Consider the following 24,928-nt stretch of genomic DNA (forward strand, 5'->3'; position numbering starts at 1 on the left):
GTCCAGTCCGGTGAGGAGGGTCCCCGTCGTGGATCACAGCGCAGCTCATCTGCTCGCCGACCACCACTGGGAGACCCATGCCTACCGACTTCGCCATCACACTGATCGACCTCGACTTCGCCTGGCCGGACGGAACCGTCGCGCTTGACGGACTGAACGCGACTCTGCCTGCCGGCCGCACCGGCCTGGTCGGCGCCAACGGCAGCGGCAAGTCCACCCTGCTACGGCTGATCGCGGGGGACCTGACTCCGACGCAGGGGCAGATCCGCACCGGCGGTGACGTCGCCTACCTGCCGCAAACCCTGACACTCGACGTCGGTGTGTCGATCGCCGACGTGCTCGGTCTCGGAGCCGAACTGGCCGCGCTGCGTGCGATCGAAGCCGGCTCGGCGACCGAACACGACTTCGAGGTGATCGGCGAGGACTGGGACGTCGCGGACCGCGCCGCTGAGGCGCTGCGCGTCATCGGCATGGGACCCGACGACCTGGACCGGACGATCGGGCAGGTCTCCGGCGGGGAGGCGATGTTGTTGGCGGTCACCGCCCTTCGGCTTCGGTCCGCGGCGATCACCCTGCTCGACGAGCCGACTAACAACCTCGACCGCGACGCCAAGGCCAGGTTGTTCGATCTTGTTGCGGACTGGCCGGGCACGCTGGTGATCGTCAGTCACGATGTCGCACTGCTGAACCGGATGGACCACACCGCCGAGCTGCACAACCACCGGCTCACCTCGTTCGGCGGTCCCTACCGCGAATTCCGCGCCCACCTGGACAGTGAACAGGCCGCGGCGGCGCAGGCGGTGTCCGCCGCCGAACAGAGCGTGCGGACGCAGAAGCGTCAGCGCGCTGCCGCCGAGACCAAGCTGGCTCGCCGTAACCGCAAGGCGCGCAAGGACTACGCCAATAAACGCGCGCCGAAGATCGTGATGAACAACTGGGCCTCGTCCGCCGAGGTGGCGGCGGGCAAACTGCGCACTGGGCTCGATGCCCAGGCCGCCGAGGCCGCGGACGCGCTGCAGGCCGCCGAAGCGAGGGTGCGCAGCGACGAGCACATTCGCGTCGACCTGCCCGACCCCGATGTGCCTGCCAGCCGCAGGATCGCCGAATTGCCGGGTGCGCGTGGACCATTGGTGGTGATGGGCCCTGAACACGTTGCGATCGTCGGGCGCAACGGCGTCGGCAAGACCCGGCTTCTGGACGATCTGATTGCCGGAACGGCGGGTCGCCTGCTGACCGACCGGGTCGGCTACCTGCCGCAACGCGTAGACGGCCTGGACGAGCAGGGAACCGTCCTGGACAACGTGCGCGCCGCGGCACCCGATGCCGACACCGCCGTGGTGCGCACCCGGCTGGCCCGGTTCCTGCTACGCGGTGACGCGGTGTACCGGCCGGTGGCCGGCCTGTCCGGCGGAGAGCGCTTCCGGGTGGCGCTGGCGCGGTTACTGCTGGCGGATCCGCCGCCGCAGCTGGTCGTGCTCGACGAACCGACCAACAATCTCGACCTGGCCAGCGTGGACCAGCTGGTCGACGCGCTGCGCGCCTACCGTGGCGCGGTGATCGTGGTCAGTCACGACGACGAGTTCCTGTCCCGGCTGGATCTGGACCGGACGTTGTCGATGCGGCACCCCGGTGTGTTGGATGCGGCGGGTTAGGGTCGGACCATGGCACACCTGCGCGCGGGCTGGTTCGTTGCGCTCTGCGCGGCGGTCCTGGCCGTCAGCGCCTGGTTGCCGTGGTTGACGACGTCGGTCGCGGGCGGCGGCCGGGCCAGCGCCATCGGCGGTACCGTCGGCAGCATCGTGCTTCCGCCCCGGTTCGGCGTCGGTCAGTTGATCGTGCTGCTGGCCTCGGCGCTGATCGTCACCGGTGCGATGGTGGCGCGCGATCTGTCCCCGCGCCTGGCTGCCGCGACGGCGCTGGTGATCTCGGGGCTGCTCGGCGTGCTCACCTATTGGTACTACCACCTCAACGTCGGCGGATCGGTGTCGGTGGCGTACGGGTTCTACATCGGGGCGGTGTGCGCGGCCGGCGCAGTGGTCTGCTCCGTGTGGTCGTTGATCTCCGCAATGGTGCGCCGTAGATGAGCCGATTTGTCGAACCGGTCACTTTGACCGGCGCGCAATGGGTTTCCCTCGAGCCGCTGGAAGAATCCCACGTTCCCGAGATCGCCGCCGCGGCGGCTGACGTGGGCGAGCTGTGGTTCACCAGCGCACCCACGCCGGACACCGCCGCGGCGTGGGTGAGCCGGATGCAGGCGATGCAGGCCGCCGACGAGGGCGTGACCTATGTGATCCGCCGGCGCACCGACGGCGTGGTCGTCGGTTCATCGAGCCTGTTCCACGTCGACGCCGCCAACCGCAGGCTCGAGATCGGCCACACCTGGCACTCCGCCGCGGCGCGGCGAACCGGGGTCAACACCGAGGCGAAATTGGTGCTGCTCAGCCACGCCTTCGACGAACTGGGCTGCGTAGCTGTCGAATTCCGCACCCACTTCTTCAATCAGGTCAGCAGGGCCGCGATCGAACGTCTCGGCGCCAAACTCGACGGCGTTTTGCGAAGCCACCAACTGCTGCCCGACGGGTCCCGGCGGGACACCGTGGTCTACTCCATCCTGGACATCGAATGGCCTGCGGTGCGCAACAACCTGGCGTTTCGGCTCAGCCGCCATTCTTGACCGGTGCGACGGATTCACCCAGTACTGTCTTGCACGGATTGAGGAATACGCCTCACGGCGCCACGACCCGCAGTGGCGCGGAGATGGGGGTGCGGTGGAGCGACTGGTTCGGGCATTGACCGCCTCGATGGACCCGGCATCGTTGGTCGCGCGCGTAGCCGAACAGGTGTGTGCGTTCATGCATGCCGCCGACGGGGCGGCCGTCACGTTGCTTCGAGGCCCCGACAACGCGTACGTGACGGTGTCCGCGCACGGAGTGATCGCGACGACGACGGGCTTCGTGGTGCCGAGGGACACCAGTTTCCAGGGCCTCGCGGCACGGGAGAAGCGCCCGATGCTGATCCACGATGCACTGAGCGACGAACGGCTGTCGGAACGTGTTCGCGCGATCAACAAGCAGTGGGGCACCCGGTCGTGGGCGGTGATTCCGCTGACATACAACGGCGACCCGATCGGTTCGCTGCTGCTGGCGGCCACCAACGTCGGCGCGTTCTCCGACTCCGATGTCGACGCGCTACTGGCGATCAGCGAGTTCGTCTCGGCGCTGGTCGGCGCCCAGTTGCAACTCTCGGCGCTGTTGACCCAGGTGATGACCGATGGAGACGAGCGGGGGCAACGCGCACTCACGGCGCGATTCGTCGCTTCGGTGATGGTCCCCGAAGCGATGGAGACCGAGAGTCTGCAAGAACGACTTGATGTGTTGCTCGCGCAGCCGGACGCGCTCCGGGCGGTCTTCCAGCCCATCGTCCGTCTGGAAGACGGCACCACCGCCGCCTACGAGGGCCTGATGAGGTTCCCCGAATCAGCGGACGTGACGCCGATGCATTGGTTCACTGCTGCCCGGCGACTGGGCCGCGGCGTCGATCTGGAATATGCCGCGTTGCGCACCATCTTGCGGGCGGCGCAGCCAATCCCCGGTGACCGCCCCGTGTCCGTCAACCTGAGTCCGAGCGCGGCGCTGGAGCCCGCGATTCACGACGCGCTCGCCGCCCAGGACCGAGCGCTGATCGTCGAAATCACCGAGCACGAGCCATTTCCCGCCGACCTCGGCTCCTGTCTGCAGCCGTTGCGGGATCGCGGTGTGTCGATCGCGGTCGACGACGCCGGCGCCGGCTATGCCAACTTCACCCAGCTGCTGCGGCTGCGCCCCGACATCATCAAGATCGACGGGGAGTTGATCGCCGGTATCGACGACGACCCGGTCAAGCGGGCAATGGCGACGGCGCTGAAGTCTCTTGCCGCCGAGCTGCGGGCGAAGACGGTGGCCGAGGCCATCGAGACACCCAGCCAACTGAAGACGCTGATCGGTCTCGGCATCGAATACGGCCAGGGGTTCCACCTCGGCAGGCCGTCAGATGTCGTCGACCTCGTCGGCTGAACCATGATGTGGGGCAGGCGATCCGCGCCCGCCGACGTGTCCGTGCTCAGCCGCCGAAGATGGCGGCTGAGCACGGAACGTCACGGAATCGGTTGGGCCTCAGCCCGCTTCGACGGTCGTCGGCTCGATCGGCTTGCTCTCACCGGAGCGGGTGACCTCGATGCGGCGCGGCTTGGCCCGCTCGGCGAGCGGGATCGTCACGGTCAGGACACCGTTCTCGTAGGTGGCCGAGATCTTGGCGGTGTCGATACCTTCGCCGAGTGCCAGCTGGCGACGGTAGGTGCCGAAGAACCGCTCGCTGGTCAGCCATTGCACCGAGTCCTCGGAGCGGGCCGAGCGGTGCGCTGTCAGCGTGAGTGTGCCGTTGTCGACGTTGACGTCGATCGAACCGGGATCCACGCCGGGAAGGTCGGCGGTCAGCACGTAGTGGTCCTCGACCTTGTAGAGGTCCATCGGCATGAATCGGGGGCTGCGATCGGTTCCGGTTTGGCTGGTCAGCAGTCCCCGGGTCATGGCTTCAATGTCATTGAACGGATCGAAGCGGAGCACAGTACTCACCTCCTGCATCGCTGAACGCAAGCCCACCACCCTGGCGGGCAGCTTTACTGTGCACGGCCAGATTAGCACTCGATGGTGGCGAGTGCTAATACTTTTTGACCGGCTTTATTTCGCCCCGGGTAGGCTGGGCCGGGCTTTTCGAAGGGATGTCTGTGCGCAAGGCGACGGGAATCGTGGCGGCCGTGTTGGCGGCCGCACTGGCAGTGACGATCACGGGTTGTTCCGACGACAACAAGCCGGTCGCGGCCAAGTGCGACGAGGTGTCGGCGCCGCTCGTCGACGTCCCCAGCCGAACCGACCAGGAACCGAGGCTTCGGCTGCCGCAGCCACCGGGCTGGGAGCGCACCGACAAGCTGGACTCCGAGTCCATCCGCTACGCCATTCGCAACCCGGCGCTGGCCGAGGAGGGCTTCACGCCCAATGCGGTCGTCACCCTGCAGAAGGTGGCCGCCAAGGAGGGCAACGCCCAGCAGATCCTGGACATCCAAAACAAGCAGCTGGTGGCGCGGTTGAAGGTGACGGACCTCAAGACCAGTTCGGCGACGGTCTGCGGGTCGACGGCCCAGTCCACGTCCTACACCGCCCCGGCCATGGGCAAGATTCCGGCCCGCAGCGCGACTTCCCTGGCGGTGGTCTTCACCGACGGTGACGTGAACTGGGTCAGCACACTCACGGTGCAGACCATCAAGCCCGACAACCCCACGTACGCAGCCGATTCGGCGACGATCCTCAAGGGATTCCAGATAGTCCCGGCTAAATAGCGACGGTGCTGACCTCGGCGCCGGTCAGCCGTTCGGTGCACTGATCGCAGGCCAGCTCACCGGTGAAGCCGGTCCCGCAATCGTGGTGGGTCATCACCACGGCAGGACCCTCGGGCGCCTGAAACCACCACTGCGCCCACTGCAGTGCTGCGGTCAACACCGGGAAGAATGCCCGGCCCTTGTCGGTCAGCAGGTAGGCGGCGCGCTCCGGACCGGACCGCTCCGCGGGCGACGTGGTGAACACACCAAGAGTGCAAAACGTCTGCAGCCGTTCGGCGAGCAGACTCGGCGGCGCCCCGAGCTGGGACTGGAAATCGGTGAAACGGGTGGAGCCGAGGAATGCTGCCACCAAAAGGGCCGCCGCCCAACGATTGCCGAACACGCTCATCGTCTCGGGGAACAGTCCGGCCTGCCGCGCGCTGGTGTCGGACTCCGAGCGACGCCGGGTCGCGGCGGCCGGCGCCGACCGGGCCCAGTCGCCGCTCGGTCCGAGGGCTAGCTCCACCTCGGATCCGGTGACGGCGGCATGACAGGTGTTGCAGCGCAACAACGGTGCGAAATGCGAGCCGCATGCGACGTGACGCATGGCAGGCAACGTCTCCCGATGCTCGGTGACCCAGTTGCGTTCCCACTCCCAGATCGCGAGCATCGTCGGCCACAGTGAGCGGCCGCGACTGGTGATCAGATACTCGGTGCGCGCGCGGGTGGATGCATGCACCTTGCGGGTCAGCAGGCCGTCGCCGACCAGTGTGCGGAGCCGGTTGGTCAGCACCGAATTCGAGATCGGCAGCCGCGACATGAACTGGCTGTAGCGGCTGGCGCCGAGCAACGCCTGTTGGATGATCAACAAGTTCCACTCGTCGCCGAGTAGCCCGAGCATCCGCCCGATGGCATTGGGACTGTCGGGCGCCAAGACGGTGGGCGTCTCGGCGGAGTGCACTCCTGTCACTACAGACCGATCGCGTCAGCCGCCGAGTCGGCGGTATGCCAGCGGCGCAACGCGGAGCCGGCCACCCAGGTGGAGTGGGTGCCGCTCGAGATCCGTTCGGGCAGTTTGAGTGTGCACACCGGACCGTCGGACAGCCGAGCCGCGTCAAACACCAGGCAGAACGAGGCGTCTTCGGCCATGTCGGTGGTCAGGGTGACCAGGTAGCCGTCGTCTTCGGCCCGGCTGCCGACCCGGGGTGCCATCGCCGTCTCGCTGCCGTAGACCCCGTCGCCGAATGAGTAGCGCTCCTCGGCGCCGGTGCGCACGTCGTGACGGACCAGGCCGTCGAACAGGAACCAGCCCGGCTTGCCGCTGGCCGCCCAGGTGTAGCGATACGGCTCGCCGAGATGGCCGCTGTTGATCATGCCGAACTCGGTGATGCTGTCCGACAACGGTTCCTCGGTGAGCCCGCCGGTGACGAGGTTGAGCCGCCAGCGGTGCAGCCGGGCTTGCATGCGATCCAGGGCGAGGAACCGGAACGCCCGCTGCCACTTGGTGCCGGTGCCGTTGTCGGTGGGCTCGGGATCGCCCTGGAAAAATCCGTCCAGCACGATCTCGTCGCCGTCCTCGTAGGCATTGACGAAGTGCAGTACGAACGTCGGGTCGGCCTCGAACCACTGGATGTCACTGTTTGTTCCGCGTCGGGGCAGCACCGCGAACCGCGACGGGATGTCCCGGTGGAACCGCGCCATGTGCACGTCGCGCTGCAACAACTCCGGATCCCAGAACAGCGGGAAGTCGTTGAGAATCACATAGTTTCGGGTGAACGCCATGTCGTGCGGCAGCCGGGGACCCGGCAGCGGCACGTCGGTGTAGTGCACCAGGTCGTTGTTCGCGTCCACCACGCCATAGTGCATGTACGGCGCGTTCTTGGAGTAGTTGAAGAACAACATTTCGTCGGTGCGGTCGTCGACCTTCGGGTGGGCCGAGACGCCCCAGTCGCCCGGGAACCTCCCGCCCCACGTTTCCTTGCCGAGTGTCTCGGCGGAGTACGGGTCGACGCGGTACAGGTCTCCGCACTGATAGAAGCTCGTCAGCGCGGTGCCGCGATGCACCACGACGTCGGTGCTGGAGGCGTCCTTCATCAGAGTGCGTGCGCCCCAGCCGTAGTCCACCTTCGCCAGCGACAACGGTTCGGCCAGGCCGGGCCACAGCGGTCCGCCTGCGGCGTTCTCCGCCTCGAAACCGTCGGTGCGAACGAAACGGTTGCGGTAGAACGCTTTTCCATCCCGGAAGCCGACGATGTGCAGCATCCCGTCACCGTCGAAGGGGTGATACGCCTTCAGTGCCGGGTGCAGCGGGTTCTCGGTGTTGCGCAGGTACACCCCGTCCAGATCGGTGGGGAGCTCACCGTCGACGACGGTGAGGTCGTCGTCGCGCCACTCCGTGGTCTGCGGCCGCCATGGGCCGGTGCGGTAGGGGTGGTCGTCGTCCTCGGGTAGCGTCGACAGGAACTTGCCGACGATCTCAGTGTCCATCGTCTGCCGATCTGATCACGAAACTTACCGTGGTTGCGGTACTTCCGCCGAAATTGAGGGTGCCGAACCGGTGCGCGCCGTCGACCTGATAGCCACCGGCGAGATCGCTGACCTGTTTGGCGGCGTCGAGCATCATCCGGATGCCGGACGCGCCGACCGGGTGGCCGCCACCGATCAGGCCGCCGCTTGGGTTGATCGGAAGCCGGCCGCCGATCTCGATCTCCCCGTTCTCGATCGCCTTCCATGACTCGCCCGGCCCGGTCAGCCCGATGTGGTCGATCGCGAGATACTCACTCGGGGTGAAGCAGTCGTGCACCTCGATGCCGTCGAGATCGTCGAGGCCCACGCCGGCCCGGCCGAACGCGTCGTACACGGCAGCCCGGACATGGGGCAGCACATAGGGATTGGCCGCGTCGCGGTCGAGCTTCTGCTGCAGCCCCAAACCGACGGTGCGGTGTCCCCAGCCCTCGATCAGCCCGATCGGGCGCACGCCCGGGTGATCGCGCAGGAAGTCGTCGCTGACCAGGACGACGCCCGCACCGCCGTCGGTCATCTGGCTGCAGTCATAGCGGCGGATCCGGCCCTCGGTGGGTGGGTTGACCGCGTCGTCGCTGCCATGGGTGGCCAGATCGGGGACGGCCCAGTCGCGAGTCTGGGCGTTGGGGTTGCGTTTGGCGTTGGCGAAATTCAGTGCAGCGATCGCGTGCAAGTGGGCGTCGTCGAGACCGAAGCGACGGTCGTATTCGTCGGCGACCCGGGAGAACATCGACGGCCACAGGTAGGTGGCCTCGGCGCCCTCGTGGCCGGTCCATGCCGCGGCGCCCAGATGGGCGGCCGCGGTGTCGCCGGACACCGTCTTCTCCAACTCGACGCCGACCACCAGTGCGGTGCGGTAGTTGCCTGCCCGCAGGTCGGCCATCGCCGCCAGCGCGGCCACGCTGCCGGAAGCGCACGCCGCCTCGTGCCTGGTCGCGGGGGTGTCCCACAGACCGTCGTGAACCGTGGCGGGCATCGCGCCCAGATGACCCTGGCGGGCGAACATCTCCCCGAACGCGTTGGCAACATGCACGACGTCGATGTCGGCGGCGTCGATCATCGCCTCGCGCAGCGTCTGGTCGACGACCTCGGTGGTGAGATCGGCGAAATCACGGCTCTCGCGGGTGAGGTTGCGGGCGAAATCGGTCTGATAGCCGCCGAGGATCCAGACATTGCTCGCCACAGCGCCGAAGTTACTACAGCTAAGAGAGTGCCGGGCCGGATTGCGCAGAGCCAACGACAACTTAGGGGCGGCCCCGTCGGCTCACGGTCTGAACCGACAGGACCTCGCGGGCGTGGGTGTCGACCACCACGCTCGCTTGCAGCGCAGCATGCCCCCGTACAGAATCCGCAAACGTCACGATCGAGGAGCCGCGTTCGTCAATCCGGCAATCGTGAGTAAGACTTGCCCTATGTCTGTGCCCAACCACGATCTGGCGCTGCGGATGGCGGAGTTGGCCCGAGCGACGGCGCCACCCCGCAATGTCGACGAGGTACTGGCCGGGGTGACCGCTGCGGCAACGGAGATGATTCCCGGCACCGACACTTGCGGTGTGCTGCTGATCGGCAAGGGCGGCAAGTTCGAGTCACTGTTCGGGACCTCGGAATTGATCTACCAACTCGACGCACTGCAGGAGGCCTGCGGGGAAGGTCCGTGCATCCAGGCTGCCGTCGACGAGCTGATCGTGCGTACCGACGACTTCACCACCGAGCGGCGCTGGCCGAAGTACAGCGCAGCGGTCACCGAACTCGGAGTGCGCAGCGGCTTGTCGTTCAAGCTCTACACCGGCAAAACGACCGCAGGCGCACTGAACCTGTTCGGTATGCGGCCGCATGCCTTCGATGGACAGTCGGAGGCGATCGGCTCGGTGCTTGCCGCCCACGCCGCGTCGGCCATCCTGGCCAGCAGGCACGGTGAGCAACTCGAGTCCGCGCTGAATACCCGCGATGTCATCGGGCAGGCCAAGGGCGTGATCATGGAACGGTTCAACGTCGATGCCATGCGCGCGTTCGAGATGTTGCGCGAGTTGTCGCAGACCTCCAACACCAGGTTGGTCGACATCGCGAACCGGGTAATCGCGACCAGGGGCTCGTAGTCGGCACGAGCGTCCCCGTACCGGCGGTATCGTTGGTCCGAAGTTTCTGGTGCTGGTGGGGGTCGCTCGATGGTGAGGGATGCGCTCAGGCGTTGGTGGCAGCAGTCCACTCATTATGAGTGGTTGAGCGGCTATCTCGCTGACCGCGGTATGCGCGGTCCGGCACGTGCGCTGATGGCTTTTCTCGCTGTCTCCATGATCGCGTGTCTGCTGGGCATGCTGCATTCGCCGGACGGGCCGATCGGGACCGTCCCCCGAGCGATGACGTGGCTGGCCATAGTCGGCGGGGTGGCCGGGGCCGCGTTGTTCACCGTCAAGTGGCCGACCCGGCGTGAGTCGGTGCTGTTCGTGTTCATCACCAACGCGTCGATGACATTGGCCTGCGTGGCCAATCCGAGTCCACTGCACACCCTGGTCGGCTGCATCTCCTTCGCGACGATCGGCGCCTACATCGCGTTCTTCCACACCACCGCTCTGGTGCTGTACAACTTCTCCGTCGCCGCCACCGTGGCCACCTGGGGTGCGGTGCGGATGGCCGCCGACGGGCAGTTGATCATCGCCGGTGTGGACTGGTGGTTGATCATCCAGGTCAACATCGCGCTGCCCCTGGCCATCCAGATCCTGGTGAACGCTCTCGGCGTCGATCTTCTTCGCGCCGAACGTGATCCACTGACCGGTCTGCTCAACCGACGGCTCTTTCACAGCCAGACGTTCGGACTGATCGAGTCGGGACGTCATGCCGGCGCTCACCTCGCTGTGGCCCTGGTCGACCTGGACAAGTTCAAGTCGGTCAACGACCGCTACGGGCACGCCGCCGGTGACGAGGCACTGGTGCATGTTGCGCGCGCGATCGAGCAGGCCGCCGGTGCCGAGGCGGTGGTCGCCCGCAGCGGAGGTGAGGAGTTCGTGGTCGCGGCCGCGTTGCCCAGTGCGGACTGCAACGAGCTGGCGCAACGGATCTGCACCGCCATCGCGGAGTCACCAGCCGGTGTCACCGCGAGCATCGGCACCACCGCGGTCCGGTTGTCCGACACCTACGGAGACCACAAAGTTCTGCTCGACCGGTTGGTGAGCAACGCCGACTGGGCGATGTACCGCGCCAAGCGCGCCGGCGGCAACGGGTGCCGGCATCAGGACACCGACCCGGTCGACCGGCGTCGGCCGGATGTCGACGGGGACGCCAACCAGTCGATCGCCTAGTGCAAGAAAAAAGTCTGGCGCGACACCCCAACCTTCGATGCCACCTGCGAAATCGACAACCCATCGCTGATCACCGCCAACACAGCCTGATACCGCTGCTCAGCCACGCTCAACTCCCTCATCTAGGGAGTGTCAAGGATCAACCGAAGTAGGTGTAAAGCATCAGCCGAAACACTGTCGCCCATCACCCGAAGACAAAACGTCAACAATCAACCGAGGTCACACAGTTGGAAAGTGCCCCCGGCAGGATTCGAACCTGCGACACCGGCTTTAGGAGAGCCGTGCTCTATCCCCTGAGCTACGGGGGCGCAACGGCTGGCAGCTTACCGCCTGCCGGCAGCGCGCCCGTCATTCCAGCGGGTCAGCGCACCGCACCGCGCGGCGAATACAGGGCAAGCAGGTAGCTGTGGCCGTGCGCCGGCGCGGCCTTGGGGTAGCCCTTACGGACCCATGCGACGAAGCGGCGCATCATGATCGTCGACCTCCTGCCAGCAGTGCACCCCACTCGAAGCGGGCAACGGCCGTCGCATTGCTGTCCGCCTCGGGCTCCACGTCTTGGGCCAACCGGACCAGAGCCTGGGCCACCCGTCTACCGTCCAGCCGGTGTCGCTGCGACACCTGATCGAGCTCCCCGGAGGCCGCGTCCACCGAGCAGCGCCTCAACCCCACGAGCACGCCCTCGGCGCACTGCTGAATTCTGCCGTCGTCATAACTGTCGTGTTCCATCGAATCGCCCTGCAAAACCGCCATGCTGTACGCCTCCAATCGTGGAGCCATTGCCAGTCTGACGGTCCCGCAAACCCTTCAGCGCAGTTCCGCTATGACTTTCGCGAAGTACTCCGCGTGGTAGTCCTGCACGGTGAAGTAGGTGATGCCGTAGTCGTCGCGCCGCGCCCGCAAGGTGTCGGCGATGTCGCGCGGTGTTCCCGTCAGCACCGTCGGCAGGGCAAGCAGTTGCTCCTCGGTGGCGTCCGGGGCGTATCCGCGGGTGAGTGCCAAATCGGGGATACCCGACGAATCGGTCGGCACCCCGGTGATCGCGATGTTCAGTTCGAGGTCGCCGAACCGGCCGCCGGCCGCGGCCCGCACGAATTCGATGCGCTCGGCCAGCGGGTCGTGGCCCGGGTACTCCGGCACCCCGCCCCCGGTCAGGCCGATGATGTCGGCGTACTGGGCGGCGATGCGCAGCACCCGGTCGCCGTTACCCGCGATCAGGATCGGGATCGTCGGCGCGGTCTGCTTGAGGTATTTCGTGGTGTGGCGCAGATGGTCGACCCGCTCACCGGCGCTCGGATACGGCATCTCGGCGGCCTCGAACTCTTCCCGCACGTAGCCGGTGCCCAAGCCGAGGTCGAGCCGGCCCTCGCTGAGGACGTCGACGGCGACGGCGTCACGGGCCAGTATCGCCGGTTTGTAGAACGCCGCGTTGATCACGAACGTCCCCACCCGCATGGTCTTGGCGGCCTCGGCCGCGGCCACCATCGTGGGGAACGGCGCGGGCACCCCGAACCGGCCCAGATGGTCCGGGACATGAAGGACGTCGAAGCCCAGATCTTCGAATCTGCGCACGGTCTCGCGCAGCCGCTGCGCAGACTTGACCGACCGCACACCGATGCCGAAGCGAAAGTCTTTGACCATCCCGGCATGCTATGGCCGGGCTCACAGCGATCGACAGCGTCGGTCTCGGTATGTGGCACGGCTGACCTGCGATTGGGGTTTGACCACCCCATGGCGTGGGCATGTCTGTGCTTCGTGAATCCACCCAGCGTCGGCGTGGAGGAGGAATTCCTCCTCGTCGATCCCAGCACCGGTGAACCGGTCGCCCGCAACACCGAGGTCGCCGAGTACGCGGCCGAGCGCGGGGTCGACCTTCAACTGGAGCTGACGTCGTGTCAGGTCGAGACAGCCACCGAGGTGGCGCAGACGAGTTCGCAACTGCGCCAACAGATCAACGAGCTCCGAGCGGTCGCGGCCGAGTCCGCAGAGAAGGCGGGCGCGCGACTGCTGGCGGTCGGCCTGCCGCCCACGGTGCCGCACAGTTTTCCCATCACCGACAAACCGCGTTACCGGGAGATCGCCGAGCGGTTCGGCATGATCGCCCACGAGCAAGGCATCTCCGGGTGCCATGTCCATGTCGAGGTGCCCGACCGCGACGCGGCAATCGTCGTCAGCAACTGGTTGCGTCCGTGGCTGCCGATGCTGCTGGCCCTGACCGCCAACTCGGCGATCTACCGCAATGCCGACAGTGGCCACGCGAGTTGGCGCAGCGTGCTGTGGGGCCGCTGGCCCAGCGCAGGGCCGCCGCCGCACTTCGATTCCGCCGAGCACTACGACGCGATCGTGGCGCTGATGAACGACTCGGGCGCCATGCTCGACCAGGGGATGGTCTATTGGGATGTGCGGCCGTCCGAGAAGTTCCCGACGGTCGAGATCCGAGTGGCCGATGTCCCGGCCACCGCGGCCGAGACCGTGCTGCTGGCGACACTCAGCCGGGCCGCGGTGATGACCGCGCTCGCGGCCGACCGCGGGGGCGAGCACGCCCCCAAGGTCGACGACCACGTCCTGCGGGCCGCCTACTGGAAGGCAGCGCACGACGGATTGGACGGTCAGACCATCGACGTGATCGAGGGGTGGGCGACGGCCCCGACGTCACGGGTGCTGGGCGAGTGGCTGGGCGTGCTGCAGCCCGCACTGGACGAACTCGGCGACAGCGAGTGGGTGCACGCCGAGATGGGCCGCCTGCTGCGGGACGGCAACGGGGCGATGCGGCAGCGCGCCGCGTGGCGGCAACGGCACGACGTCGCCGACGTCATCGCCGTCGCCGCGGCGGCCACTATGGAAAATTAGGCCAGCGGCAGTTCGGCGACTACGGCACCGGTGGGCTGGGTGGAGCCGGTTCCCGGTTCGACGGTGAATTTCAGCGCTGTCGAATTGCCGAGATCCGGCAGCACCGCCGTCGTCGACGGCGTCACCGCGTTGTCGTCCATCGTCCCGGCGGACGTGGCGCCGCTGTTGCCGACCAACCACATCTGATACACCGTGCCCGGCGCCGGTTTCGGCACGTCGTTCATCACCAGCACGCCGGCGTTCTTCTCGCGGGAGAACACCACCGTCGCGGTGCCACCACCCGGGATCGCACCGGAGACGGTGTGCACGTCGGGCGCGCCGAAGACCTGCTGAGCGGTCGACACTTTCGCCGGCTCCGGGCGCAGAGCGATGCCGACGCCGACGGCGCCCAGGCCGACCACCAGCGCCGCCGCCACCGCCAACACCGGGCCCCGCCAGCGATTGCCCGTCGAATCAGGTTGAGCCACAGGCAGACTGCGCACGTTGTCATCGGCCACCGCGGACAGCAGCCGGCGCCGCAGATCGGCGGGCGGTTCACTGGCGCTGACCGCCGAGACGACGGCCATCGTCTCGCGGACGGCCCGCACCTCGTCGTAGAAGGCGTCGGCTTCAGGCCGCGCCAGCTGTGCCAGGCGGTCCTCGATCTCATCACGCTCAGCGTCGGACACCGCATGCAGCGCATACGGCACCGCCAGCTCCAGCAAGTCGGTTTCGTGTGGTTCAGTCATCGCACACCCAAACAATTACGCAGGCCACGAAGCGCATCGCGCATTCGGGACTTCACCGTAGCCAGGTTGGCGGCCAACCGCTCCGACACCTGCACGTAAGTCATTCCTTGGTAATAGGCCAGCTCGATGCACTCGCGCTGTACCTCGGTGAGCCCGTCCAGGCAGGCGGTCACCTGTCGCCGTTCGTCCTCGCTGATCACCGCGTCGGCCACGTGGTCCAGCGGCGGCTCGACACTGGCGGCGCCATACCGTGACTCGCGCTGCGTGGCGGCCTGCTCGGAACGGACCCGGTCTACGGCGCGGCGGTGCGCCAGTGTCAACAGCCATGCGACCGCGCTGCCCGAGGCAGGGTCGTAGCTTTCCGCGGTCCGCCATACCTGTAGGTAGACGTCCTGGGTCGTCTCTTCGCTGTATCCCTGGTCCCGCAATACGCGGGTGACCAGTCCGTACACCCGCGAGCGGGTGGCGTCGTAAAAAGAGGCAAAGGCATCGGCGTCGCGCTGAGCGACTCGGCGCAGAAGTGCGTCGAGTTCAGCAGCCGCGGTCGTCAACGCCGCCATCCACATGTTGCTGGCATCGTCGCGTAGCCTAACGGCCCCTCCGGCCGCATATGTCACGATGGCATCCACGAACATTTCTGTGCGGCCCAACCCGGCCGGATGGCCACGGTGTGCGGCGAGCGTTCCAGCTGCTCGGCCGGCCGTGGCAGCGCCGGGACGCCGCGCAGCCGCAGCACGAAGTCGTGGACCCGCATGCTCAGCGCGGTCATCTGCGGAGCCAGCGGAACCGTCACCTGCATTCGCAGGATCTGCGCGACGGTGGCGGGCCGACGAGTGCCACGGACGGTGGCGATCACGGCGGCATCGTGGTCGCGGAACAGCGACATCCGCAGGTCCACTTCCTCGTCGGGCAACGGTGCGCGGATCACGTACTGACCGCCCGACCCGCCGAAAGGGGAGGCGTACTCACCCGGTGGCAGCAGGTAGGCATGCCGACGCCCGCCGTGCTGCATCTCGGCGAGCACGCAGCGCAGCACGCCCTGGTCGTCGTGGCACCAGAACAGGCTCAGCGGGTTGCAGGTCCGGCCCAGCACGCGCGGCAGGAGCAGCGCGGTGACCCGGCCGCCCGGCAGGTGGACGCCGTGGTCGGCCAGAACAGCGTCGACCCGCTGACGCAGGGTGTCGTCGGGCGCCCCGTGGAAGTGGTCGGCGCCCTCGAAGCGGGCGAAGGGCTGCAGCCACCGTGGCAGCCGCGGCAGGTCGTCGATGTCGACGTACCAGCTGTAGCTGCACCGCTCGGTGTGGTGGTGCACCGGTGACCTGTGCAATTGCGTGATGCGGGTCCGGTACAGCGCGGTCGTCGGGCGGCCTGTGAGGGTGCTTGTCGGTTCCACATCCGGTATTCGGAGCACCCGAACGCTTGGATGGGTGCGACCCCCGGTGATCATCCGCGGCTGACGAACCCCTTCGTCCGCATCAGGAAATCGGCAAGGAAGCCGTCGTGGGGCAGCCCGCTCGCCGTGTAGTAGGTCGGCACCGGGCCGCGGTACACGTTGGCGATCGTGGGCTCGTCGAGCAGTGCGGTCATCAGGCCGTCGTCTTCGGTGAATGCGCCGATCACCAGTGAATTGCGCAGTGCCGCGATCCCGGCCGTACGTTCCCATGGGGCGACCCAGACGCAGGGGAACGGCAGTTCGGTGCCGAGCTTCTCGGGATCCGGGCCGGCGAGCAGGTGCACGGCCGGGCGCAGCGCGGCTCGGCCGTCACCGAGGTCAGCCACGATCTGGTCGGCGCCGAGCAGGGGGACAGTGCCCGCCGCCCGTGCGGCGACGCGTCTGGCGATGGCCTCGGCGTTGGCCAGCGGCTGAGTGGGCAGGACTGCGCGCTCGTCGTCGGCGGGCAGCGCCTCGATGGTGTGCAGCCGCTGCGCGATCGCTTCGGCCAGCCCCGCCGCATCACCCTCGACCAGCACGGCGGTGGTGTTGACACAGGCCATGCCGCCCAGCCCGGCGATCGAGTCCACGATGACGGCCAGGTGCTCGCGCCAGTCCTGCTCGGCAGTCAGCACGATCTTGGTGCGCCCGGGACCGTTGACGAAGACTGTCGGGTCGCTGCCGTACTTGGCGACCACGTCGTCGCCCCCGTACACCAGGGCGAGGTCGGCCGAGCTGATGATCTCGTCGGCCCCGGCGTGATCGGTGGGTAGGTAGGTGACGTCGTCGTCGCGGAATCCGGCCTCCCGCAACGCCATGACGAGCCGGTGCGCGGTCAGCGGCTCACGCCGCGACGGCCGGATCGCCGCCCGGTACCCCAGTGCGAGCGCCTGCGGCCACAGCCCGTGGACGCCGGGTGCATTGCCCGACGCGTGCACCCCGAACACCGCGCCGCGCCGCGACCAGATCGCCCCGGCCTGCCCGGGTGGCATCGCAGCCCAATCCGGAACTGCGCCGACCGGCCGGGCGGGCTGCACCGAGTCGAACGCGGCAACGACGGCCTCGCTGACGTCGAGGGCCTGGGCGCGCGCAACAGCGATCGGTAGCCCCGAAACCCGGCTTGCCAGTTGCACATACGATTCGAAGTTCAGCCCGGCGGCCGTCGAGTCGACGAATGCCGCGCCCGCTTTGGCCAGTGCCGCATGTCGTTCATCGGCGGGCAGCGCCGTGATCCTGCGCTGCGCGGCGATGGTCCGCGCGATGTACAGCGGCGGCGCCAGGCTCAGCTCGGCCACCGGTACGCCTGCGGTGTCGGTGATGACTTCGCGCCTGCGGGAACGGTATTCGCCGTTGGGTACCAGGGCGGGCAGGTCGATCACGTCAATACACGCCCTCGATCACGGCCTCGCCGTCCAGGGTGGCGACGGGTGCGACCTCGGCGACCGAGTCGCCGATGTGCTCGTCGGGGCCGGGGAGCCTGACTGCCGTGTCTCGCTCGAGGTTATTGGGAATGAACATGCCCTTGCTGATGTGGTTCATCACCACCTGGCCGCGTTCGCCGTAGCCCACCTGCTTGCCGGTATGTGGGTCGACCACCCAGAACACGACGTAGGGGCTGCGCGGGTCGAACACGAGTTGCTCACCACTGGAGCGGGTTTGGGCCTGCGACAGGATCATCGTGCTGCCGAACACCATCGCGATGACGGCGTCGGGGAAGACATCGCGCAGCACGTCGAGGGTGTCGGGGTCCACATGCGCGCCGCTGAGCATGATGAAGCGAACCGTGTCGCCGACCAACTGGGTGAGAGTGTCGTCACGCGCGATCGCATCAAGCAGTGGGGGAGTGGTGTGCAGGTTGACGACGCGCTGGCTTCGCAGAATGTACTCGGCTTGTTCGAGCAGGTGTTGCAGGTAGGCCGACATTTCAGTCGCGGCGGCGCGGGCGACGAGTTTCTTGACCCAGCGCGGGTCGAGATCGACCGTGTGACAGATCGAACCGAGCCGGGCGGACACCGCCCTGGAGAAGTGACCCACCCCGTGCGGGCCGCTGGGCATGAGGCACAGGAAGTCGCCGCCGGGCACGAAGCCGGCGGAGGAGAAATCATCGGTCTGCCAGTCGACCACCTGCGCCACCCAGTCGGGAAGCTGCGCAGTCCGTTTGGGCGCACCTGTCGTGCCGCCGGATTCGAAGATCAGCGGGACCGGCGCCGGCGTGCCATAGCCGCGCGGGATCAGGTCGTGCGCCGGGACAGCACGTAATTCGTTGACCAGGTTCGGGAACCGGCGCAGGTCGGCGAAGGTCCGGACATCGGTGAGCGGGTCGAAGTCCAGGCGTCGTGCGGTGCGCAGCCAGTAGGGCGAGCCGGTGTCGGCGCCGAAGTGCCAGGCCATCGCCGCGCGCAGATATGCGTCCGGATCAGGCGGTGGGGCCTCGCGGGGCAGGTGCAGCAGCGAGAAGTCGACGTCGGCCACACGGTGGATCCTGTCGCAACACCGGGTCGATAAGCGGCCGACAGGTTCGTCGTTCACCGATTCGACTGCTGGAGTTCGTATTCCGGACGGTTAGAGCGTCCAGGCGTGCGCTGCGGTGGCCAGTCCCTGCACCAGTGCCGAGGTGGCGGGGGACAGGCCGTCGGCATTCGGCGGCTGGCTGCGCGGGCTGATGCCGCGTACCCGCGTCGGCAGTTCCAACTGTGTGCCGCCGCCGCTGACCCGGTTGACCGGGTTGTTCGGGTGCAGGCCGCGCAGCTCGGCGGGGATCGCGTCGAGGTCGGTGACGATGCGGTAGCCGGGCAGCTCGATGTGGGCGGCCAGGTGATTGGCCAGTTCCCGATTGCCGCCACCGGCCAGCAGTTCGGTGCTACGGCCTATACGCCCGTACCCGTGCAGGGAGACCGCGACCTCGACATGGTCGAGAAACGCAGCAAGACGGGTTGATTCGGCGCCGAGATAGCGCGCCGAGGGCAGGTGATGCGGGTAGTCCTTCGGGTGACGCAGCAGATACAGCGAAGCCCCGGCGGCGTCGGCGGCTCGTTCGGCGATGACGTCGGTCATCTGCTCCAGCCCGCCGCCGTGGATGGCCAGAAACCCGAACCTTGACCGCAGCCGGCTCACCTCGACGACCGAAGGATCGGCCAACAGCTCCGAAAGCGATTGTGGTCCAGTCTTGTTCGATGCCAGCGGCCGCGGCCAGTGGGCGGGGTCCCAGCGGCGCAGGAAGTCGACCCAGCGCTGCGGCAGGCCGTGATGCTGCGCGCCGTCGATGATGCGTTCCAGATAGCCCGGCCGGGGCGGGCCGGGTTCGGTGCGGTGATCGATGTACACCCACGCCGGTGCGGGCCCGTCGGCGGTGTGCACGGTCAGCCGGTCGCGGCGGTAGCGCACCGGCACCCCCTCGGCGCTGTCCAGGGTGGCGAGGTCGTGGTCGGTCAGCCACCACAACACCCCGTGGACTTCGCTGCCCGCGAAAGGTTCGACGGTCGCGACGCCGCGCTCGTTGATCAGCCAGTCGTGGTCGGCCAACGTCGCAGGCCGGGGATCGGTGGCGTCGGGACAGCGCCGGGCCATCTGCTGCACGCAGAGATTGGACCCGTAGGCGAAGTACGGGTGTCGGCGGAGCCGGGGGGTCGGCGACATCGAGCTGAGTTTCAGTGCGCGAGGGTCAGATAGATCAGTACCACGTTCAGCAGGGTAATCACCGCCGCGACCGCCCAGCCGAATGCCGTGGTCACCCGGCTGTTCACGTCAGCCCCCATCAGCGTGGACTTGCTGGTCAGCCGGATCAACGGCACCAGCGCGAACGGGATCCCGAACGACAGCACCACCTGGGAGATGACCAGCGCGCGGCTGGGATCGATGCCCGTGCCCAGCACCACCAGCGCCGGGATCAGTGTGACGAGCCTGCGCACCAGCAACGGGAACGTCTTGCGCAGCAACCCCTGCATGATCATCGCCCCGGCGTAGGCACCGACAGACGTCGACGCCAGACCCGAGGCCAGCAGCCCGATCGCGAAGAGCAATGCGACTCCTGGCCCCAGTGCGTCTCGGACGGCCGCGTGTGCCCCTTCGATCGAGTCGGTGTCATCGCGGCCCTGCAGGTTCGTCGCCGCGATCAGCAGCATCGACATGTTGACCGCACCCGCGACCAGCATGGCGATGCTGACGTCCCACCGCGTGATCCGCAGCAGCCGCGTGCGCGGGGCACCCGCATCGGGGTGACCGTGGCGGTCGCGGGCGAGGCCGGAATGCAGGTAGACCGCGTGCGGCATCACGGTGGCGCCGAGCATCGCGGTGGCCAGCAACACGCTCTCGGGACCGTCGAAGCGGGGCAGCAGGCCGCCCACCACCTCGGCGGCCGGCGGCGTCCGGACGACGAGGCTGGACAGGAAGCCGATCGCGATGACCAGAAGCAGGCCGGTGATCACCCGCTCGAACATCCGCTGGCCCCGGCGGTCCTGCACGGCCAGCAGAACCAGCGACACGACGCCGGTGATCACCCCGCCGACCAGTAACGGCAAGCCGAACAGCAGTCGCAACGCGATCGCGCCGCCGACCACCTCGGCGACATCGGTGGCGATCGCCACCAGCTCGGCTTGCAGCCAGTACCCGATGCGGGTCGGTGTGCGGGTGTGGTCGCGAACGGCCTCGGGCAGGGTGCGCCCGGTGACCAGACCGAGTTTGGCCGACAGGTACTGGACCAGGCCGGCCATCACGTTGGCCATGACGATCACCCACACCAGCAGGTATCCGAACTGGGCTCCGGCGCTGATGTTGGCCGCGACATTGCCCGGATCGACGTAGGCGATCGCCGCGACAAAGGCGGGGCCGAGCAGATACCAGCCCGCAGTGCGGGCCCGCGTCACCTGTGCCAACCGCCGAGCTTTCTATCCGGTCACTCAAACTGAAAAGTTAGGGTAACCGAAAGCTCAGAGACCGATGAAGATCCCGCCCAGCCCGATGCCGAAGCCGCCGTAACCCCAGCCGGCCAGCGGATTCTGCAGAGCCGGGTTGGGGGATGTGACGATCGCGGCATGCCCGGGTGTCTCACAGACCGTCGTGCTCGGGCCGGTGTCAGTGCACTGCGCCGGGCGGGCAGCCGCCGGGACGGCCAGCACCACGCTCGCGACTGCAATCAGTAGGGGAGCGCCAAGAATGATCTTGGTTCGCATGGTGGCCTCCTTCGTGGCCGGGCGATCTGTCAGCGGCCTCCGCCGCCGTGGCCTCCGCCGCCGCCGTTGTTGACGGGGCCGGGGCCGCCGAAGATCAGTGCAGGACCGTAGAACTCGTCACCCCATGGGTAGGCGAAATCCTCCGGGACTTCCGGGGTCGAGTTGAGCTCGACGTTGCCGGGGGTGGCGCATTCGGTGGTCTGGCCGCCGATGACGGTGCTGCCGCCGGTGTCGACACAGCTGGGAATCGTCGGGTTGATCAGCGTCGTGTCGGCACCCGCCACCGGCGCGAGCACGCCGGCGGCCGCACCGGCCGCGATGATGATCGGAAACACATAGCGGAGCCTTTGCCGCATGGACATTCCCTTCCTGGCAGTTCCCTAACTAGGAGCGTACAGCCCTTTGCCAGTGACGAGCGGCAAGTCGATCGTGGTGCGGATGCCTGCCGGTGCCGCCACCACCGCGGGAATGGCGTTGACGAGTCGCATCGCGGTGGCAACCAGTCCGGCGTGGTTGTGGTCGCCATTCGGCGATCCCAGGCACACGTCCACCGCGTACGACGGTTCGCCGGTGATCTCGATGCGGTAGTTGCCGCCGGGCTGGGCCGGCTGCGGCCACTCCGGGTAGAGGTCCTCGCGCAGTCGGGTGACGTGTTCGAGGACGATCACCGGAGCGCCACCGACCAAGCCGATGACTTCGAAACGCAGTCCCGCCGCGGTGCCTTTCGCGATGGTGCCCGCGGCGATCTCGATGTCCTCCGGTGCGGGCTCACGCACGTACATGTCCTCGATGCCGTCGAGTTCGAGTCCGAGCCCGGCAGCGATCTGGCGGATCACCGAACCCCAGGCCAGGCTCAGCACACCGGGCTGCAGCAGCATCGGGATGTCGTCGAGTGGCTTGCCGAAGCCCATCACGTCGAACATCACGGTGGCGCTGTCGTAGGTGGCGTAGTCGAGGATCTCCATGCACCGGATCTGCTCGATGCTCTGGCAGGTCCCTGCCAGAGCCAGGGGAAGGAGGTCGTTGGCGAAGCCCGGGTCGATTCCGTTGACGAACAGGCTCGAATTGCCTTGCTGGGCAGCATCTTCCAGAGGGCTGATCATCTCCTCGGGAATCACCTCCCACGGCCACTGCAGAAACACCGGGCCGCTGCCGACGACGTTGACACCGGCCGCCAGGATGCGGCGGTAGTCCTCGAGCGCCTCGGGCAACCGGTTGTCGGCCAGCGCGTTGTAGACCACGCACTGCGGCTTCGCGGCCAGGATCTCGCCGAGATCGGTGGTGGCTGTGATCCCGGTGGTTTCGGACAGCCCGGCCAGCTCGGCGGCGTCCTTGCCGGCCTTGGAGTCCGAGGACACCCAGACCCCGGTGAGTTCGAACTCCGGATTGGTGATCAATCCCTTGAGCGCGTGGACACCGACATTGCCGGTGCCGACTTGTGCGACGCGAATGGGCATGGTGCTCCTCAGAGGTACGGACTTACAGGTCTGGGATGGGGAGGTCGAGGTTCGGGACGATGAGGCCGCCGTCGACCTCGATCATCTTGCCGGTCAGGTAACTGGCGGCCGGCGAGGCGAGATAGACCGCGGCCGCGGCGATGTCGAGCGGATCGCCGAGTCGTTTCATCGGCGTCGCCTTCTCCATCGGGTCGCGCAATGCCTCGTTGGAGGCGACGATCTCCAGAGCCGAAGTCAGGATGGAGCCCGGTGCGATCGCGTTGACCCGGATCTTCGGCGACAGGTCCAGCGACGTGAGCCGGGTGTAGTGCGCGAGGGCGGCTTTGGCCGTGCTGTAGGCCGCGAATCCGCGCCCGGCCAGCCGGCCCATCGTCGAGGTGATGTTGATGATGTTGCCGCCGCCGGAGTGCTCGATCATCAGCGGTACGGCGGCCAGCGTGAGCGCGTGCGCGGTGAGCACGTTGAACGTGAACGCGTCCTTCATGTCTTTGACGCTGGTGTTGAGCAGCGCGTTGGGCATGGTGCCGCCGACGTTGTTGACGACGATGTCGAGCTTGCCGAACGCCTCGACGGCCTTGCCCGCCAACTCGGCGGTGGTCTCGGGGTGCGAGAGGTCGCCGACGACGATGTGGGCGCGGCGTCCCACCGCCTCGATCTGCTTGGCCACCGACTCCAACTCAGACTGGGTGCGCGAGCCGATGACGACATCGGCGCCGACTTCGGCGAATGCGACGGCGATCGCGGCTCCCAGGCCGCGGCCCGCGCCGGTGACCACTGCAACTTGACCGTCAAGTCTGAACTTGTCGAGTATCACGTGTCTCTCTTCCCTTGTCGGCGAACACCGTAACAAGACCGCTGCGGTTGATGACGCTCCTTTCGGAACGTAACTGAAACACGTTCTACTTTGGTGCCGAGTTCGAAGAATCGGCAGAAAATTCACATCCCGAACGGGTCAGGACTTCTTGGCCGGTGCCTTCTTCGCGGCCTTTTTGGCCGGCGCTTTCTTGGCGGCCTTCTTGGCAGGTGCCTTCTTCGCGGGCGCTTTGTCCTCGGAGTCTCCCGCCTCGCCACGGCGACGTTTGACGCTGGCCTCCAGCTTGGCGAGCAGATCGGAGACGTCCTCGGTCTCGTCGAGCTCGGCGGGTTGGTCTTCGGTGGTGAACGCCTCTCCGCCTTCGAGCTTGGCGGTGACGAGTTCCCGCAACTGCTCCTGGTAGGTGTCGCGGAATTCGTCGGGGCGGAAGTCGTCGGCCATCGACTCGACGACCTGGCCGGCCATCTTCAGCTCGGCCGGTTTGATCTCAACCTCCTTGTCGAGCACCGGGAAGTCGGGGTCGCGGATCTCGTCGGGCCACAGCAGCGTGTGGATGACCATCACGTCGCGTTTGGAGAAGTCCTTGACCCGCAGCGCCGCCAGCCGTGTCTTGCTGCGCAAGGCGAAATGCACGATGGCGACCCGGTCGGTGTCGGCCAGCGTTTTGGCCAGCAGCACATAGGACTTCGACGATTTCCCGTCCGGCTCCAGGAAATAACTGCGGTCGTACATCAACGGGTCGATCTCACTGGCGGGCACGAACTCCACCACCTCGATCTCGTGGCTGCGCTCTTCGGGCAGTGTGGCGATGTCCTCGTCGGTGATCACCACGGTCTGGCCGTCGTCGGATTCGAAGGCCTTGGCGATGTCGCGGTATTCGACGACCTCACCGCACACTTCGCAGACGCGCTTGTAGCGGATGCGGCCGTTGTCCTTGGCGTGCACCTGATGGAACTTCAGATCGTGATCTTCGGTGGCGCTGTACACCTTGACAGGGACGTTCACCAGACCGAATGCGATCGAGCCTTTCCAGATGGAACGCATCTGTCCAGTATGCAGGGCCGATCGGAGTTACCGAGGCTAGATGGCAGCCTCGACGCCCGGATTGAGCCCGAGCGGGGTATCCGGGTTGGCGCCCGGCGCGCCGCTCATGTAGCCCTGCTCGGGCGCGTACTGGCAGTTGTTGTTCGTGGGGGTCTGATCACCCGAGCAATACGGCACGTGATCCTCCGGATCGGCGGCCGCCTGCGGGACACCGATCAACGCGGGCAAGACCAGAAGCGCGGCCGCCAGCTTTTTGATCACTAGTCCAC

The 24,928-nt window shown here is 67.2% G+C and carries 28 protein-coding genes, 1 tRNA gene and 1 pseudogene; 8 read left to right on the forward strand and 22 right to left on the reverse strand.

Annotated features, from left to right (window positions below; genetic code table 11):
• Nucleotides 1-77: 77 nt before the first annotated feature.
• From G6N32_RS04440 to G6N32_RS04455, 4 genes are all read left to right on the forward strand, one after another.
• Nucleotides 78-1,652: an ABC-F family ATP-binding cassette domain-containing protein gene (locus tag G6N32_RS04440; RefSeq protein WP_115317176.1), complete on the forward strand. Its 1,575-nt coding sequence runs from the start codon at nt 78-80 to the stop codon at nt 1,650-1,652.
• A gap of 9 nt (nt 1,653-1,661) precedes the next feature.
• Nucleotides 1,662-2,084, forward strand: a complete 423-nt coding sequence (locus G6N32_RS04445; protein WP_115317175.1) for a hypothetical protein — start codon at nt 1,662-1,664, stop codon at nt 2,082-2,084.
• Nucleotides 2,081-2,674: a GNAT family N-acetyltransferase gene (locus G6N32_RS04450; RefSeq protein WP_115317174.1), complete on the forward strand. Its 594-nt coding sequence runs from the start codon at nt 2,081-2,083 to the stop codon at nt 2,672-2,674. The genes G6N32_RS04445 and G6N32_RS04450 overlap by 4 nt, the downstream gene beginning before the upstream one ends.
• A 94-nt stretch (nt 2,675-2,768) precedes the next feature.
• Nucleotides 2,769-4,052 (forward strand): sensor domain-containing phosphodiesterase, encoded by a 1,284-nt coding sequence (locus tag G6N32_RS04455; RefSeq protein ID WP_147291953.1) that lies wholly within the window; start codon nt 2,769-2,771, stop codon nt 4,050-4,052.
• 99 nt (nt 4,053-4,151) lie between these two features.
• Here the strand turns inward: G6N32_RS04455 and G6N32_RS04460 are convergent, their stop codons facing one another.
• On the reverse strand, nt 4,152-4,601 hold the full coding sequence (locus tag G6N32_RS04460; RefSeq protein ID WP_115318835.1) for an Hsp20/alpha crystallin family protein: 450 nt from the start codon (nt 4,599-4,601) through the stop codon (nt 4,152-4,154).
• 161 nt (nt 4,602-4,762) lie between these two features.
• Here G6N32_RS04460 and G6N32_RS04465 point away from each other — a divergent pair, with 161 nt between their 5' ends.
• Nucleotides 4,763-5,371: an LpqN/LpqT family lipoprotein gene (locus G6N32_RS04465; RefSeq protein ID WP_163789120.1), complete on the forward strand. Its 609-nt coding sequence runs from the start codon at nt 4,763-4,765 to the stop codon at nt 5,369-5,371.
• On the opposite strand, the gene G6N32_RS04470 is transcribed toward G6N32_RS04465, so the two are convergent.
• The 3 genes from G6N32_RS04470 to G6N32_RS04480 form a co-directional block, all read right to left on the reverse strand.
• Entirely contained in the window at nt 5,364-6,251 is an 888-nt protein-coding gene (locus G6N32_RS04470) for a winged helix-turn-helix transcriptional regulator (RefSeq protein WP_115318834.1), read from the reverse strand. The genes G6N32_RS04465 and G6N32_RS04470 overlap by 8 nt on opposite strands.
• A gap of 68 nt (nt 6,252-6,319) precedes the next feature.
• Nucleotides 6,320-7,837 carry a carotenoid oxygenase family protein gene (locus tag G6N32_RS04475; RefSeq protein ID WP_115317170.1) on the reverse strand — a complete coding sequence of 506 codons (1,518 nt, stop codon included), beginning with the start codon at nt 7,835-7,837 and terminating at the stop codon, nt 6,320-6,322.
• A complete protein-coding gene (locus tag G6N32_RS04480; RefSeq protein WP_115317168.1) occupies nt 7,827-9,056 on the reverse strand; it encodes an acetyl-CoA acetyltransferase in 1,230 nt (409 codons plus the stop codon). Before G6N32_RS04480 ends, G6N32_RS04475 begins: the two co-directional genes overlap by 11 nt.
• 229 nt (nt 9,057-9,285) lie before the next feature.
• Here G6N32_RS04480 and G6N32_RS04485 point away from each other — a divergent pair, with 229 nt between their 5' ends.
• Nucleotides 9,286-9,969 carry a GAF and ANTAR domain-containing protein gene (locus tag G6N32_RS04485; RefSeq protein ID WP_115317166.1) on the forward strand — a complete coding sequence of 228 codons (684 nt, stop codon included), beginning with the start codon at nt 9,286-9,288 and terminating at the stop codon, nt 9,967-9,969.
• A 174-nt stretch (nt 9,970-10,143) separates the two neighbouring features.
• Nucleotides 10,144-11,169 (forward strand): GGDEF domain-containing protein, encoded by a 1,026-nt coding sequence (locus G6N32_RS04490; RefSeq protein ID WP_232077487.1) that lies wholly within the window; start codon nt 10,144-10,146, stop codon nt 11,167-11,169.
• 11 nt (nt 11,170-11,180) lie between these two features.
• Here G6N32_RS04490 and G6N32_RS04495 read toward each other — a convergent pair.
• The 5 genes and pseudogenes from G6N32_RS04495 to G6N32_RS04515 all read right to left on the reverse strand — a co-directional run.
• Nucleotides 11,181-11,291 (reverse strand): annotated as a pseudogene (locus tag G6N32_RS04495) (helix-turn-helix domain-containing protein); the annotation flags it as partial.
• A gap of 113 nt (nt 11,292-11,404) precedes the next feature.
• A tRNA-Arg gene (locus tag G6N32_RS04500) sits at nt 11,405-11,477 on the reverse strand.
• A 53-nt stretch (nt 11,478-11,530) separates the two neighbouring features.
• On the reverse strand, nt 11,531-11,641 hold the full coding sequence (locus G6N32_RS04505) for a DUF3349 domain-containing protein (RefSeq protein WP_115317162.1): 111 nt from the start codon (nt 11,639-11,641) through the stop codon (nt 11,531-11,533).
• Nucleotides 11,638-11,919: an ANTAR domain-containing protein gene (locus G6N32_RS04510; RefSeq protein ID WP_163789122.1), complete on the reverse strand. Its 282-nt coding sequence runs from the start codon at nt 11,917-11,919 to the stop codon at nt 11,638-11,640. The genes G6N32_RS04505 and G6N32_RS04510 overlap by 4 nt, the downstream gene beginning before the upstream one ends.
• Nucleotides 11,920-11,973: 54 nt before the next feature.
• The gene (locus tag G6N32_RS04515) at nt 11,974-12,807 is read right to left on the reverse strand and encodes an LLM class F420-dependent oxidoreductase (RefSeq protein ID WP_115317158.1); all 834 of its coding nucleotides are present in this window, start codon (nt 12,805-12,807) and stop codon (nt 11,974-11,976) included.
• 114 nt (nt 12,808-12,921) lie between these two features.
• Here G6N32_RS04515 and G6N32_RS04520 point away from each other — a divergent pair, with 114 nt between their 5' ends.
• On the forward strand, nt 12,922-14,016 hold the full coding sequence (locus tag G6N32_RS04520) for a glutamate--cysteine ligase 2 (protein WP_232077488.1): 1,095 nt from the start codon (nt 12,922-12,924) through the stop codon (nt 14,014-14,016).
• Here G6N32_RS04520 and G6N32_RS04525 read toward each other — a convergent pair.
• The 13 genes from G6N32_RS04525 to G6N32_RS04585 all read right to left on the reverse strand — a co-directional run bounded on the left by G6N32_RS04525 (nt 14,013) and on the right by G6N32_RS04585 (nt 24,920).
• Nucleotides 14,013-14,744: an anti-sigma factor gene (locus tag G6N32_RS04525; RefSeq protein WP_115317154.1), complete on the reverse strand. Its 732-nt coding sequence runs from the start codon at nt 14,742-14,744 to the stop codon at nt 14,013-14,015. The genes G6N32_RS04520 and G6N32_RS04525 overlap by 4 nt on opposite strands.
• On the reverse strand, nt 14,741-15,310 hold the full coding sequence (locus G6N32_RS04530) for a sigma-70 family RNA polymerase sigma factor (RefSeq protein ID WP_115318833.1): 570 nt from the start codon (nt 15,308-15,310) through the stop codon (nt 14,741-14,743). The genes G6N32_RS04525 and G6N32_RS04530 overlap by 4 nt, the downstream gene beginning before the upstream one ends.
• 47 nt (nt 15,311-15,357) lie before the next feature.
• Complete coding sequence (locus G6N32_RS04535; protein WP_410432983.1) at nt 15,358-16,146, reverse strand: DUF1365 family protein; 789 nt, start codon at nt 16,144-16,146, stop codon at nt 15,358-15,360.
• Between the two features lie 41 nt (nt 16,147-16,187).
• Nucleotides 16,188-17,555, reverse strand: a complete 1,368-nt coding sequence (locus G6N32_RS04540; RefSeq protein ID WP_115317150.1) for an aldehyde dehydrogenase family protein — start codon at nt 17,553-17,555, stop codon at nt 16,188-16,190.
• Between the two features lies 1 nt (nt 17,556).
• Nucleotides 17,557-18,648: an acyl-CoA synthetase family protein gene (locus G6N32_RS04545; protein WP_115317149.1), complete on the reverse strand. Its 1,092-nt coding sequence runs from the start codon at nt 18,646-18,648 to the stop codon at nt 17,557-17,559.
• 90 nt (nt 18,649-18,738) lie between these two features.
• On the reverse strand, nt 18,739-19,812 hold the full coding sequence (locus G6N32_RS04550) for a poly-gamma-glutamate hydrolase family protein (RefSeq protein WP_115317147.1): 1,074 nt from the start codon (nt 19,810-19,812) through the stop codon (nt 18,739-18,741).
• Nucleotides 19,813-19,823: 11 nt separating this feature from the next.
• Nucleotides 19,824-21,047: an Nramp family divalent metal transporter gene (locus tag G6N32_RS04555; protein ID WP_115317145.1), complete on the reverse strand. Its 1,224-nt coding sequence runs from the start codon at nt 21,045-21,047 to the stop codon at nt 19,824-19,826.
• Between the two features lie 54 nt (nt 21,048-21,101).
• Nucleotides 21,102-21,344: a hypothetical protein gene (locus G6N32_RS04560; protein ID WP_102809124.1), complete on the reverse strand. Its 243-nt coding sequence runs from the start codon at nt 21,342-21,344 to the stop codon at nt 21,102-21,104.
• 29 nt (nt 21,345-21,373) lie between these two features.
• Nucleotides 21,374-21,700, reverse strand: coding sequence for a hypothetical protein (locus G6N32_RS04565; RefSeq protein WP_147291952.1), 327 nt, complete (start codon nt 21,698-21,700; stop codon nt 21,374-21,376).
• A gap of 24 nt (nt 21,701-21,724) precedes the next feature.
• Nucleotides 21,725-22,801, reverse strand: coding sequence for an NAD(P)H-dependent amine dehydrogenase family protein (locus G6N32_RS04570; RefSeq protein WP_115317141.1), 1,077 nt, complete (start codon nt 22,799-22,801; stop codon nt 21,725-21,727).
• Nucleotides 22,802-22,823: 22 nt separating this feature from the next.
• Nucleotides 22,824-23,615 (reverse strand): SDR family oxidoreductase, encoded by a 792-nt coding sequence (locus G6N32_RS04575; protein ID WP_115317139.1) that lies wholly within the window; start codon nt 23,613-23,615, stop codon nt 22,824-22,826.
• A 138-nt stretch (nt 23,616-23,753) separates the two neighbouring features.
• Entirely contained in the window at nt 23,754-24,659 is a 906-nt protein-coding gene (gene ku / locus G6N32_RS04580; protein ID WP_115317137.1) for a non-homologous end joining protein Ku, read from the reverse strand.
• Nucleotides 24,660-24,695: 36 nt separating this feature from the next.
• Entirely contained in the window at nt 24,696-24,920 is a 225-nt protein-coding gene (locus tag G6N32_RS04585; RefSeq protein WP_115317135.1) for a hypothetical protein, read from the reverse strand.
• Nucleotides 24,921-24,928 lie beyond the last annotated feature (8 nt).

This window comes from Mycolicibacterium aichiense (assembly GCF_010726245.1).
Taxonomy (GTDB): Bacteria; Actinomycetota; Actinomycetes; order Mycobacteriales; family Mycobacteriaceae; genus Mycobacterium; species Mycobacterium aichiense.